This window comes from Pelomonas sp. Root1237 (assembly GCF_001425055.1).
Lineage (GTDB): Bacteria > Pseudomonadota > Gammaproteobacteria > Burkholderiales > Burkholderiaceae_C > Pelomonas.
The window spans coordinates 446,958-459,090 of sequence record NZ_LMDK01000017.1 but is presented as its reverse complement, the minus strand read 5'-3'; the positions used below and the strand labels follow the sequence as shown (position 1 = coordinate 459,090).

Genomic DNA, 12,133 nt, shown 5'->3' with positions numbered 1-12,133 from the left:
GCACGGGTCTGTCCGGCCCGCCAGCGCGCCTCATGAGCTCCTCCCCAGCCGCCGCCTACACGGTCGCCGACTTCGATTTCGACCTCCCCCCCGAGCTGATCGCCCAGCACCCGGCCGCCGAGCGCAGCAGCTCGCGTTTGCTGGACGCGACAGGTGTCGACCTGGTGGACCGCGTGTTCCGCGAACTGCCCAACTTGCTGAACCCTGGCGACCTGCTGGTGTTCAACAACACCCAGGTCATCAAGGCGCGTCTCTTCGGCGTGAAGGCGACGGGCGGTTCGGTGGAGGCCCTGATCGAACGAGTCTTGCCAGGTACCCAGGAAGTCTGGATGCATCTGCGCGCCAGCAAGAGCCCCAAGCCGGGCAGCCGCGTGCGGTTTGCCGATGCCTTCGATGCCGAAGTGCTGGGCCGCTGCGGGCCGGACAACGGCCTCTTCCATCTGCGCTTCGCCGGAGACCCCTTCGCGCTGCTGGAGGCCCACGGCCATGTGCCGCTGCCGCCCTATATCGCCCATGCCGACGGCGAAGACGATGTGCGCCGCTACCAGACGGTGTTTGCCAAGGAGCCCGGTGCCGTCGCCGCGCCGACGGCGGCCCTGCATTTCGACGAAGCCCTGCTCGCCCGCCTGGCCGAGCGTGGCGTTGCGAGCGCCCATGTGACCCTGCATGTGGGCGCCGGCACCTTCCAGCCGGTGCGCGTCGAGCAGCTGGCCGACCACAAGATGCACAGCGAATGGTTCGAGGTGCCGCAGGCGACGGTGGACGCCGTCGCCGCCTGCCATGCGCGCGGCGGCCGCGTCGTGGCCGTCGGCACGACGACGCTGCGCGCGCTGGAATCGGCCGCGCGCGGCGGTCAGCTGGAAGCGGGTGCCCGCGAGACCGACATCTTCATCACGCCGGGCTTCCAGTTCCGCGTCGTCGACCGCCTCGTCACCAATTTCCACCTGCCCAGGAGCACGCTGATGATGCTGGTCAGCGCCTTTGCGGGCTACGAGCGCATCCGTTCGCTGTACAGCCACGCCATCGCGCAGCGCTACCGCTTCTTCAGCTATGGCGATGCGATGCTGCTCTCGCGCGTCCACGCCACGCGGCCCTGAGCCGCTTCGTCGATGGCGGCCGCGAATGCGGCTCGTGCCGTCACGGGCAAGCTGAAGCGCATGCTGACGCGCGTCTCGTGCTTCACGTCGACGAGCTGCGCGCCATGCTGTTCGGCCAACCGGCGCAGCCGGCCTTCCAGCTCATAGGGCAGCTCGCAGCCCAGCTCCACCTGGGCGACGCGCTCGATCTTGTCGGCAGTCAGCAAGGCCTGGGCGATGCAGTCGGTGTAAGCCCGCACCAGCCCGCCGGCGCCGAGCTTGACGCCGCCCCAGTAGCGCACGGCGGTCGCCAGCACGCCGTCCAGGCCCTGATGGCGCAGCACGTCCAGCATGGGCCGGCCCGCGGTGCCGCCGGGTTCGCCGTCGTCGTTGGCGGCCGAATGCCCGCCGGCGAGCAGGGCCCAGCAGACATGGGCCGCGCCGGGGTGGGCGGCGCGCAGCTCGGCGACCCGGACCAGGGCGGCCGCGCGATCGGCGCACGGCTCGACGCGGCCGAGGAAGCGGCTCTTCTTGATGACGAGTTCGTGTTCGGCCGGCGCCGCGAGGGTCAGGGGCATGTTGCGGGATTGTCCCGCGGCCTCGGCCCGCTTCAGTCGCCGGTATAGGCCGCCGCCTTGGCGCCCTTGTCGCCGAGATGGCGACGCAGGATCTCGTGGACCTTGCCCTCGGCCAGCATGGCCTGCAGCGCGCGGCGCAGCCGCTGGCGGTCGTCCTCCGGCATGCTGCGCACCATGGCCAGCGCGACGGCATTGCGCTCGGTGGGTGTGACGTCCACGGGGACAAGTTCGTCTGGGTCGTCGAAGGCGGCCATGGCGATGCCCCAGCCGCTGGGCAGGGCCAGCAGGGCGTCGGCGCGGCCGGCCTTGAGCATGCGAGTGGCGGTCTTGAAGTCGCCGGCCTCAACGAGGCGACCTTGGCTGCGCATGCGCTGCACCCAGGCGTCGATGGTCGGGCCATGGGCATAGCCGCGCACGTCCAGCAGCCGCAGCTCGGTGTTGGCCTCGAAGGCGGCGATGGTCGGGGTGCGCGCCGCCAGCTCGCGGCGCATCAGCACCTGGTAGCGGCCCTGGGCATAGGGCACCAGTTCGGCGATCTCGCGGCGCTCCGGGCTCACCAGCGCCGACAGCGTCAGCTGCACGCCACCGCGCCGCATCTGGTCCCAGATGCGCACGCGCGACTCGACCACCAGCCGCAACTGGCAGCCCGAACGGCGCGCCAGCTCGTCGAACATGTCCTTGTCGATGCCGGCGGGCCCGGTATGCGGGTCTTCGTAATAGAAGCGGGCATAGGGGTAGAGCGCCGCTGTGTACGGGCCGCAGGCCTGGGCGGCCGCCTGCTCCCCCATCAGGGCGAGCAGCAGGCCTGCAATCAGCGGCTGGAGCGATGCGCGCATCATGGGCCGATGGTGGCGGTTCGGCAGCTTCGCGTCCAGCCCAGGCCGGCTGCGACAATCACGCCCCCATGCTGAAGTTCGACCTCCTCAAGACCGAAGGCCGCGCCCGCCGCGGCACGCTCACGCTCAACCATGGCGTCGTGCAGACGCCCATCTTCATGCCCGTGGGCACCTACGGCACGGTCAAGGGCGTCACGCCGCGCTCGCTGCAGGAGATGGGTGCGCAGATCATCCTGGGCAACACCTTCCACCTTTGGATGCGGCCGGGCCTGGACGTCGTCACGCAATTCGGCGGCCTGCACCGCTTCGAGAGCTGGAACAAGCCCATCCTGACCGATTCCGGCGGCTTCCAGGTCTGGAGCCTGGGCGCCATGCGCAAGATCAGCGAGGAAGGCGTCAAGTTCGCGTCGCCCGTCAATGGCGACAAGCTCTTCCTGACCCCCGAGGTCAGCATGCAGATCCAGACCATCCTCAATTCCGACATCGTCATGCAGTTCGACGAATGCACGCCCTACGAGAGCAAGGGCGTGCTGACGACCGAGCGAGAGGCGAAGACCTCGATGGAGCTGAGCCTGCGCTGGGCCAGGCGCTGCATCACCGAGTTCGACCGCCTTGAGAACGCGAACGCCTTGTTCGGCATCGTGCAGGGCGGCATGTTCACCAACCTGCGCGACGCGTCGCTGGCGGGCCTTGCCGAACTGGACCTGCCGGGCTATGCCATCGGCGGCCTGTCGGTCGGCGAGCCTAAGGCCGAGATGCAGCGCATCCTGGAACACACCGGCCACAAGCTGCCGGCGAACAAGCCGCGCTATCTGATGGGCGTGGGCACGCCGGAGGACCTGGTCGAAGGCGTGTCCCAGGGCATCGACATGTTCGACTGCGTGATGCCCACCCGCAATGCGCGCAACGGCCATCTGTTCACGCGCTTTGGCGACCTGCGCCTGCGCAATGCCCGCTACAAGGCCGACGAGAAGCCGGTCGACGAGACCTGCAGCTGCGAATGCTGCAAGGGCTTCAGCCGCGCCTATCTGCACCACCTGGACCGCTGCGGCGAGATGCTAGGCCCCATGCTGACCAGCGTGCACAACTTGCACTACTACCTGAACCTGATGCAGGAGATGCGCGACGCGCTGGATGCGGGCCGCTTTGAGGCCTGGCGGGTGCAGTTCCACGCCGATCGGGCGCGCGGCATCTGAACATGAGCGCCGCAGTGGAACGTCCTGGCGGCGCAGTGGTCTGGCTGACAGGGTTGTCGGGCGCCGGCAAGTCCACGCTGGCCGGTCGGCTTGATCAACGCCTGCGTGCCCATGGTCTGCTCACCTGCTTGCTCGACGGTGACGTTCTGCGCACCGGCCTGAACCGCGACCTCGGTTTCAGCGCCGAAGACCGGGCCGAGAACGTGCGCCGCGTGGGCGAGGTCGCAAGGCTGATGGCCGATGCGGGCCTGATCGTCATCGTGGCCTTGATCTCGCCCTTCCGGCGCGACCGCCAGGCGGTGCGCGAACGCTTCGCACCGGGTGAGTTCTTCGAGGTCTACGTGGACGTGTCGCTGGCCGTTGCCGAGTCGCGCGATCCCAAGGGGCTGTACCGAAAGGCCCGCGCCGGCCTGCTGAAGGATTTCACCGGCATCGATTCGCCCTATGAGCCGCCGGTGTCGCCCGAGCTGCACCTGCAGACCGCCACGCTGTCGCCGGACGAGGCCGCCGCCGTGGCATTCGAGCATCTGCGCGCGGCCGGCGTCATCAGCGGCTAGCGATCGCCTGCATCACCCTTGCCCGGCGGACAGATCCCCGGTGGGGGTGCCACGCAGCTGGAAAAACCGGGTCGTCCATGGCCTGGAATCGGGCCGGCGCAACGGGCCGCCGGGATTCTGGCACTGCGTCGTCGCCCTGGCATGATCCCCGACCATGTTGAAGTCGATGCTCGCTCCGCTGCGCTGGCTCATCCGCGTCGTCCTGGCCCTGCTCATCCTGTTCGAGGAATGGGGTTGGGAGCCGTTGCGGCGCGTCTTCGCGCTGCTGGCCAAGCTGCCGCTCATCCGCCAGTTCGAGGCCCTGCTCCAGCGCCTGCCGCCGCGCTGGGCTTTCGTCGTGCTGGTGCTGCCCAGCCTGCTGATCCTGCCGATCAAGCTGGCTGCCGTCTGGCTGGTGGCCGAGGGCCACGTCATGCTGGGCGTGGGCATCGTCGTTGCGGCCAAACTGCTGGGCACGGCGTTGCTGGCATGGTTGTTCCAGCTCATCCAGCCGGCGCTGATGCAGCTGCCCTGGTTCGCCCGCTTCTATGCTCGCTGGACGGCCTGGAAGACCGAGCTGCTGGCCTGGGTGCGGGCCAGCTCGGCCTGGCGTACCGCGCGGGCGATCAAGCTGAGGGTGAAGCGGTTGTTCAGGCGCGCACGAGTGGAACCGCCTTCGGCTTGAAGTGCAGGCGCTGCTCGCGCTGCGCATCGATCTCGGCGCGGATGTGAGCCAGCTCGGCCTGGCGCTCGTCGCGATAGAACAGGTTGTAGGCCTCGAAGGGCACCATGCGGCCGTCCGGCCGGGCGATGTGAATGCAGCTCTTCTTCAGCGCGCGGATGTCCAGCGATTGGGCGTCCATGAACTGCACGATCAGCACGCGGAAGACGTCGCGGTAGCTGAGCTGGGGCGCGTCGATCTTGGGCAGGCAGCACAGCAGCTCGGACAGGCAGTTGGACTGGCTCTCGGGCGAGTGGTTGGTGGAGAACAGCTTGAAGACCGAGGCCTTCAGCGCCGGGTCGCCCTCGAAGACGATGGTGCTGCGGTCGCCGGACAGCAGCGTGGCGGCGTCGAGGAAGCGGGTCAGGGGCACCAGGCCCTTCTCTTTGTCCTGGCTGCGCAGCGCGTAGGCCATCGCCAGCGTGTCGGGGTTGCAGGGCACCGGCAGCACGTCGGCCAGCGTGAACACACCGCTCTGCTCGGCGATGCGGCGGCGCAGCTCGCTGACGGTGAGGCGGTGCTTCGCGGCGTCGTAGGCCTCGACGCGGCCGGCGTTCTGGATGGGCTGCAGCGTCACGCCGCGCACGCAGGCGTAGCTCTGGCCGTGGCGGATGACGTCGCCGATCTCGTCGTCGTTGACGCCGCGCTTGACCGTCATGACCAGCGTTGTCGAGATGCCCAGCGCGTCCAGCCTGGCCAGCGCAGCGTCATGCGGCCCGCGCAGGTCGGCGCCACGCAGGTCCATCAGCGCCTCGCGCCGCAGCGAGTCGAACTGCAGGTACACCTCCAGCCCCGGTGCATAGCCTGCCAGCCGCTCGGCAAAGGCTTCGTCCTGGGCGATGCGCAGACCGTTGGTGTTGACCATCAGGTGCTTGATGGGCCGGGCCTTGGCAGCATCCAGGATGTCGAAGAACTGCGGGTGCAGCGTCGGCTCGCCGCCGGAGATCTGCACGACATCGGCCTCGCCCTCGCTGGCAACAACGGCATCCAGCATCGCGATGACTTCCTCCATCGTGCGGTGGCTGAGCCGCTCGGGGCCTGAGCCCGCATAGCAGGTCGGGCAGCGCAGATTGCAGTGGTCGCTGATCTCGATGAGGGACAGGCAGCTGTGCTGCATGTGGTCGGGGCACAGGCCGCAGTCATAGGGGCAGCCGTACTTCATCGGCGTCGCGAATCTCTGCGGCATCTCCGGTGGCTTGACGAACACCTCGCGGCACTGCCGGTAGTAGGCCGCGTCGTCGCTGACCAGCACGCGCTCGGTGCCGTGGGCGGGGCACCATTTGTCCATGTAGACGTGATCGTCCTTGATGAGGATCTTGGCTTCGACAGGGCGCAGGCAGGTCGTGCAGACGGACTGCGTCGTGTCGTAGAACAGGTAGGGACGGACTTTGCGGGTCATGGCGTGGCGAGCAAGGGCGGCCGGCGCCAGGCGCGCAGCACGATGGGGGTGTAGACGGCGAGCGCGATGAGGCAGGTCCATTGGATGCCGGACAGGCCGAGCGGATAAGGGACCGGCACGGGCTTGAGGAATTCGACTGCGAAGCGCCACAGCAGGTAGGCGCTCAGGAAGAGCTTGAAGGCCAGGCCGGGTGTGGTGAAGCGCGCGCGGCTCAGCGTGATGCCGAGGACCAGCACGACGGCGATCTCGTAGAGCTGGGTTGGGTGCCGCGGGATGCCGTCGCCGAAGTCCACGCCCCAGAGCAACGCCGTCGGCAGCCCGTAGGTGTCGTCATGCAGGCCGGCGAGGAAGCAGCCGATGCGACCAATGGCGAGGCCGACGGCGATGGGAAGCACCATGGCGTCGCCGGTGCTGCGGGTTTGGCCGGTCAGCTTCTTGGCGATCTCCACGCCAAGAAGCCCGCCCAGCAGGCCGCCGACGATGCTTTGGCCGGGCAGCATGAGTTGGCCGCCCTGCCAGAGAGCTGCTGCCACATCGGGCCGCTCGATGAGGAAGACGAGTTTGTTGCCCAGGGCCGCGCCGATCAGCAGGCCGACGAGGACACCGAAATTCCCAGGCGCCAATGCGCCGCCGCGGTCCCGACGTTTCAGCGTCCCGCGCCACATTGCCGCGCCAAGGGCCATGCCGGCATAGGCGAAGGCGCTGTGCACCCAGGCGGCGGTGGTGGCGTCGGCGATCAATCTCTGCTGCTGAACATCCGGGCCAGCTTGCGTCCGCACAGCCAGGCCAGGCCACCGCCGATCAGCAGGCTGGGCACGGAGATGACCAGCATGGCGGTGGAGTAGTTCTCCGGGCCTTTCGAGAACAGATCGGGCAAAGCGCCCACGGTGAACACGCCGCCGCACAGGCCGGCGAGGCCGAAGCCCAGCGTCGCGACGACCAGGATGCAGACGAGGACGAAGCGGCCGAAGGAGGTCTGGGCGTCGCTCATGATGCAGCTCCTGCGAGCAAGGTCTGCACCCGCGTGCGCAGGCCATCAGGCGACACGGTGGCCATCGGCATCGGCCGGTCCACTGTCAGGCTGACCGGGCTCCACACCCCGCGCCGCATCGGCTTGACCATCGCCTTGCCGCCCTCGACGCGCGAGAAATAGCTGCCCCACAGATTGCCCAGCGCCATCGGGATGACGGGCACCTCGGGCATGCCTTCGATGAGCTTCATGACGCCGCCCTTGAAAGGCTGCAGCTCGCCGTCGCGCGTGATGCCGCCCTCGGGGAAGATGCAGACCATCTCGCCATCGGCCAGCACGGCCCGGGCGGCCGCGAAGGCGGCTTCATAGGTGGCCGGGTCGGTCTTCTGCGGCGCGATCGGAATGGCCTTGGCGAGCTTGAACATCCAGCCGAGCACGGGGATGCGGAAGATCTGCGCGTCCATCAGGAAGCGGATGGGCCGAGGGCTGGCGGCCATCAGCAGCACGGCGTCGACGAAGCTGACGTGGTTGCACACCAGCACGGCCGGGCCGGTGGTGGGAATGCGCTCGTCGTTGACGACGCGGAAGCGATAGACGATGCGCGTCAGCACGAAGGCAGCGAAGCGCAGCAGGTACTCCGGCACGATGAGGAAGATGTAGAACGCGACGATCGCGTTGGCGATGCCGACGGCCAGGAAGATCTGCGGGATGGTCAGCCCCGCGCCCAGCATGGCGCCGGCGATGACGGAGCTGGCGATCATGAAGACCGCGTTCAGGATGTTGTTGGCCGCAATGATGCGGGCGCGGTGGCTGGGCTGGGCGCGCAGCTGGATCAGCGCATACATGGGCACGCTGTAGAGGCCGGCGAACAGGGCCAGCAGCGTCAGGTCGGCCAGCACGCGCCAGTGCGCGGTCACGGCCAGGAAGGTGCTGACGCTGTAGGGCGCCGCCGCGGGCAGGCCCGAGGCGGCGAAATAGAGGTCAATGGCGAACACGCTCATGCCGATGGCGCCCAGTGGTACGAGGCCGATCTCGACATGGCGCTTGGACAGCATCTCGCACATCAGCGAGCCGATACCGATGCCGATGGAGAACACCGCCAGCAACAGAGATGCCACCTGCGGGCTGCCGTGCAGCACCTCCTTGGCGAAGGCCGGAAAGTTGCTCAGGAACACGGCGCCGAAGAACCACATCCACGAAATGCCCAGCAGCGAGCGAAACACCGCCAGGCCTTCATGCGCGAGCTTGAGGTTGCGCCAGGTCTCGGTGAAGGGGTTCCAGTTGATGACCAGATTCGGGTCGGTTGACGGGCTGGTGGGAATGGCCTGCGCGGTCACGCGGCCGGCCACGGCCAGCGCCAGGCAGGCCCAGGCCACATGCTGCGGGCCAACGATCGGCGTGTCGACCAGGATGCCGCCAAGCAGCTGCCCCAGCAGGATGGCGACGAAGGTGCCCATCTCCACCATGCCATTGCCGCCGGTCAGCTCGCGCTCGCTGAGCTGCTGCGGCATGTAGGCGTACTTGACCGGGCCGAACAGCGTCGAGTGCAGGCCCATCAGGAAGACGCAGCCCAGCAGCGCCGGCACATTGGCGGCGTAGAAGCCCCAGGCCGCGATCACCATGATGGCGATCTCCAGGCTCTTGACGAGCTGCATCAGCCTGGCCTTGTCGTGCTTGTCGGCCAGCTGGCCGCTGGTGGCCGAGAACAGCACATAGGGCAGGATGAACAGCGCCCCGATGACCAGGCCCGCCATCTTGGACGGCAGCCAGTCCAGCTGCAGCTGGTAGGTGATCATCAGCGTGAACGCGAACTTGAAGACGTTGTCGTTCGCGGCGCCGAGGAACTGCGTCCAGAAGAAGGGCGCGAAGCGGCGCTGGCCCAGCAGCGCAAATTGATTCGGATGCGAATGAGGATCAGACATGCGTTGTTCCGGAGAGGGGGATGGGCCGAGTCATGGTGCACCACCCAGTGACTGCCGTGGATCCGGCTTTGCCGGTCCACTGGCGGTGCCCCCTTGAGGGGGCCGGCGAAGCCGGTAGGGGGTGGGCTATTCCGTCATTGCTGGACGAGTTGGGGTGATTGGGACAGGCCGGCGCGCTGCATCCACGTGAACATCGAATCCACGGTGACTGTGTCGATATGGCTGCTGAAACGACGCGCGCTCGGATGATCGTCGAAAGCGATGTTGGCCTGGGTCATGCGCCCGCCCAGGCGGGTCAGCGTGGACAGGTGCAGGTCGGTAGGCTGGTAGCCCTGGGCCTTCAGCCAACTCTGCGCGTCGCGGCGATTGTTCACGCTCGGTGCCGCGCTGCCTGCCAGGGTCTCCAGCACCCACTGGTTGCTCTGCTGGTAGGTGGTGCCGAAGGCATAGGCCACCATGCTGTAGCGGCGCTCGTTGAAACGCGCCACACGGCTGTTGTCCGTCAGCACGGGCAGCAAGGCCTGCTGCAACTCAGGCTTGAGCACGGCAAAGGCGGCCTGGTAGCGGTGCGGGTTGTCGAGGAAGAACTCACCGAGACCCTGGCGATACAGCGCCGCATGGTCGGTGCCGCAGTTGTTGAGCTTGTGCATGACGCGCCAGACGGCCGGCTGCTGCGTCGTGTCCTTGTACACAAAGCCCAGGTGGGACCATTGCAGGCCGTATTTGGAGAGGTCCTGCCCCGCGCGAGCCAGGACGACGACCTGGGCGCCGCTGGCATCGAGCTGGCGGGCCGTGGCCTGGGCGAGGTTGAGCCCCTGCTCGATCTGGCGCGCCGTTGGCTGCTTCTCCTCGCAAGGCCGGCCGGCGTGGGCGGCGGTTGCGACAGCCAGTGCGCCGGCCAGGGCGAGGGCCTGCCTCAACGGCTCACCTGCTCGTTGTAGAGCAGGGCCTTGCCGATCTCATTGGGGATGAAGGCGATGACCTCGCCGGCGGCGGACAGCAGGGTGCCCGCGCCGATGACGGAGACGACGACGGCCGCACCGGTGGACACGACGACGCCCTCGGCCAGTTTGCCGGCGGCCTTGATGCTGATGCGGGCGCCGTCGGAGGCGCGCTCCAGGACCCAGACCGTCGCGCTGCCGACGACCTCGACGGACACCACCACCAACGTCACGCCGGCCGACAGGATGCCGGCGGGGATGGCGCTGAGTGCGACGCCGCCGGCGCTGACCGCGCCGACCGACAGCACGACGGGCGCCAGGGACAGCACCGCGCTGGCCTCGGACGGGCTGTTGTGGGCCTGGGCGGGCAGGGCCAGGGCGAGTGACAGGCTGGAGAGGGCGAGCAGGCGCTTCATCAAAGGCTCCTTGGGTTATTGGGCTGCGGCGTCAGCCTGCGCAGCCGCTTCACGGCGGCCCTGCATGCGGGCTTCGAGCATGTCGGCATCGTGGGCGTCGCGCAGCATCTTGGCGAGCGTGAAGACGTTGGAGATCAGGTAGAGCCAGCAGACGCCGAGATAGGCCTTCCAGACGGGCTGGATCTCCATGCGCCACAGGCCCCAGCCGGTGAGGCCCATGGCGAGCGCGAAGCCGCACCAGACAACGAGGCGCCACATCGGCGTGTCGACCTGGCGGTCCTGGTTGTCGCGGATGAACTTGGCCAGCGCAAAGGCGGTGGAAAGGCAGAACACATAGCCCATGACCATGAAGGCGCGGTCCAGATCCTGCCCCGGCAGCCAGGCCAGCCCCGAGCCGCACAGCGTGACGCTGAGGCCGAAGGAGATCCAGACTTGCAGGCGCCAGGCGTTGGTGTCGCGGCGGATGAAAGGGGTTTGAGCCATGCGGGTGTCTTCTTGTGAACGAATGTTGCGATGGCCGCGATCTTGCGTGAAGCCGGGGTGGCTGGCCTCGGGAATAGTTCCAAGGCGCGTGGCAAGCGCCGCAAAGTAGCGCTTCATGACACTGCCCGACGGATAGAAATGGCGCCGTGTCGCACAGGCGCAGAGCCGCCGGTGCCGTCATGCGCTACCGTCTCGCCTCATGTCGAGCACGCAATCGCTGGTGGCCCTCATCAAGGCCGAGCTGAAGACGCAGGGCCTGAGCTATGCCGAGCTGGCCTTGGCCCTGGACCTGTCGGAGTCCAGCGTGAAGCGCATGCTCGCGCCGGGCGGCGAGATGCCACTGTCGCGTGTGGACGAGATCTGCCGCGTGCTGAAGCTGGAGTTCGCCGAGCTGGCCGCGCGCCTGGGGCAACAGGCGCCGGCCTTGCGCGAGCTGACGCTGGAGCAAGAGGGTGCCGTCGTGGCCTCGCCCGTGCTGCTGCTTGTTGCCATCTGTTGCCTGAGCCACTGGGCCATCGAGGATGTGCTGTCGCGTTATCGCATTGCCGAGTCCGATGCCGTTGCGGCCCTGACCCAGCTCGACCGTCTCGGCGTCATCGAACTGCGCCCGCACAACCGCTACAAGCTCAAGGTGGCCAAGACGCTGCGCTGGCGGCCGCAGGGGCCGGTCATGCAGTTCTTCCGCGAGCGGGTGATGGCCGATTTCTTCGCCGGCGGCTTCGATGGCGAAGGCGAGCTGCTGACGCTGGTGCATGGCGAGTTCGGCGCCGGCCATGCGCGCGAGCTGGCCGAACGGCTGCAGCGCACGGCCGATGACTTCGCCCGACAGCATCTGCTTGACCAGAAGCTGCCGTCCTCTGAGAAGCGGCCCTACAGCGTGGTCATCGGGCTGAGGTCGTGGATCTTCGAGGCGTTCCGCGACTTGGAGCGGCCGGGCCTGGGCCAGCGCCGCACCGGTCGTGCTGGATAGGCAAACGACCGCATCAGGCTCCCGGATAAGGCTCGGCGAGGCCGGCCTTGCGCGCGGCCTGGCCTGTTTTGGCTAGGGTTTCCGACGCA

The 12,133-nt window shown here is 68.0% G+C and carries 14 protein-coding genes; 5 read left to right on the top strand and 9 right to left on the bottom strand.

Going from position 1 to position 12,133, the window contains the following annotated elements; genetic code table 11:
• Positions 1-32: 32 nt before the first annotated feature.
• Positions 33-1,097, top strand: a complete 1,065-nt coding sequence (gene queA / locus ASC91_RS20025; RefSeq protein ID WP_056200811.1) for a tRNA preQ1(34) S-adenosylmethionine ribosyltransferase-isomerase QueA — start codon at positions 33-35, stop codon at positions 1,095-1,097.
• Here the strand turns inward: queA and ASC91_RS20020 are convergent.
• Entirely contained in the window at positions 1,049-1,654 is a 606-nt protein-coding gene (locus ASC91_RS20020; protein WP_056200808.1) for a YigZ family protein, read from the bottom strand. The two genes, queA and ASC91_RS20020, sit on opposite strands and share 49 nt — an antisense overlap.
• A 32-nt stretch (positions 1,655-1,686) precedes the next feature.
• Positions 1,687-2,490: an ABC transporter substrate-binding protein gene (locus ASC91_RS20015; RefSeq protein WP_235532038.1), complete on the bottom strand. Its 804-nt coding sequence runs from the start codon at positions 2,488-2,490 to the stop codon at positions 1,687-1,689.
• Between the two features lie 68 nt (positions 2,491-2,558).
• Here ASC91_RS20015 and tgt point away from each other — a divergent pair, with 68 nt between their 5' ends.
• The 3 genes from tgt to ASC91_RS20000 all read left to right on the top strand — a co-directional run bounded on the left by tgt (position 2,559) and on the right by ASC91_RS20000 (position 4,907).
• On the top strand, positions 2,559-3,686 hold the full coding sequence (gene tgt, locus ASC91_RS20010) for a tRNA guanosine(34) transglycosylase Tgt (protein WP_056200803.1): 1,128 nt from the start codon (positions 2,559-2,561) through the stop codon (positions 3,684-3,686).
• 2 nt (positions 3,687-3,688) lie between these two features.
• Positions 3,689-4,243, top strand: a complete 555-nt coding sequence (gene cysC / locus ASC91_RS20005; protein WP_056200800.1) for an adenylyl-sulfate kinase — start codon at positions 3,689-3,691, stop codon at positions 4,241-4,243.
• A gap of 154 nt (positions 4,244-4,397) precedes the next feature.
• On the top strand, positions 4,398-4,907 hold the full coding sequence (locus ASC91_RS20000) for a hypothetical protein (RefSeq protein ID WP_056200797.1): 510 nt from the start codon (positions 4,398-4,400) through the stop codon (positions 4,905-4,907).
• Here ASC91_RS20000 and ASC91_RS19995 read toward each other — a convergent pair.
• The 7 genes from ASC91_RS19995 to ASC91_RS19965 form a co-directional block, all read right to left on the bottom strand.
• Positions 4,873-6,342 (bottom strand): radical SAM protein, encoded by a 1,470-nt coding sequence (locus tag ASC91_RS19995; protein ID WP_056200794.1) that lies wholly within the window; start codon positions 6,340-6,342, stop codon positions 4,873-4,875. The two genes, ASC91_RS20000 and ASC91_RS19995, sit on opposite strands and share 35 nt — an antisense overlap.
• Positions 6,339-7,082 carry a prolipoprotein diacylglyceryl transferase gene (locus ASC91_RS19990; RefSeq protein ID WP_056200790.1) on the bottom strand — a complete coding sequence of 248 codons (744 nt, stop codon included), beginning with the start codon at positions 7,080-7,082 and terminating at the stop codon, positions 6,339-6,341. Before ASC91_RS19990 ends, ASC91_RS19995 begins: the two co-directional genes overlap by 4 nt.
• Positions 7,079-7,333: a hypothetical protein gene (locus ASC91_RS19985; protein ID WP_056200783.1), complete on the bottom strand. Its 255-nt coding sequence runs from the start codon at positions 7,331-7,333 to the stop codon at positions 7,079-7,081. Before ASC91_RS19985 ends, ASC91_RS19990 begins: the two co-directional genes overlap by 4 nt.
• Entirely contained in the window at positions 7,330-9,234 is a 1,905-nt protein-coding gene (locus tag ASC91_RS19980; protein WP_056200780.1) for an MFS transporter, read from the bottom strand. Before ASC91_RS19980 ends, ASC91_RS19985 begins: the two co-directional genes overlap by 4 nt.
• Before the next feature lie 134 nt (positions 9,235-9,368).
• Positions 9,369-10,154: a DUF2145 domain-containing protein gene (locus tag ASC91_RS19975; protein ID WP_056200777.1), complete on the bottom strand. Its 786-nt coding sequence runs from the start codon at positions 10,152-10,154 to the stop codon at positions 9,369-9,371.
• A complete protein-coding gene (locus tag ASC91_RS19970) occupies positions 10,151-10,591 on the bottom strand; it encodes a hypothetical protein (RefSeq protein WP_056200774.1) in 441 nt (146 codons plus the stop codon). Before ASC91_RS19970 ends, ASC91_RS19975 begins: the two co-directional genes overlap by 4 nt.
• Positions 10,592-10,606: 15 nt before the next feature.
• Entirely contained in the window at positions 10,607-11,074 is a 468-nt protein-coding gene (locus tag ASC91_RS19965; protein ID WP_056201340.1) for a YiaA/YiaB family inner membrane protein, read from the bottom strand.
• 199 nt (positions 11,075-11,273) lie between these two features.
• Here ASC91_RS19965 and ASC91_RS19960 point away from each other — a divergent pair, with 199 nt between their 5' ends.
• Positions 11,274-12,044: a helix-turn-helix transcriptional regulator gene (locus ASC91_RS19960; RefSeq protein WP_056200771.1), complete on the top strand. Its 771-nt coding sequence runs from the start codon at positions 11,274-11,276 to the stop codon at positions 12,042-12,044.
• The last annotated feature ends 89 nt before the right edge of the window (positions 12,045-12,133 follow it).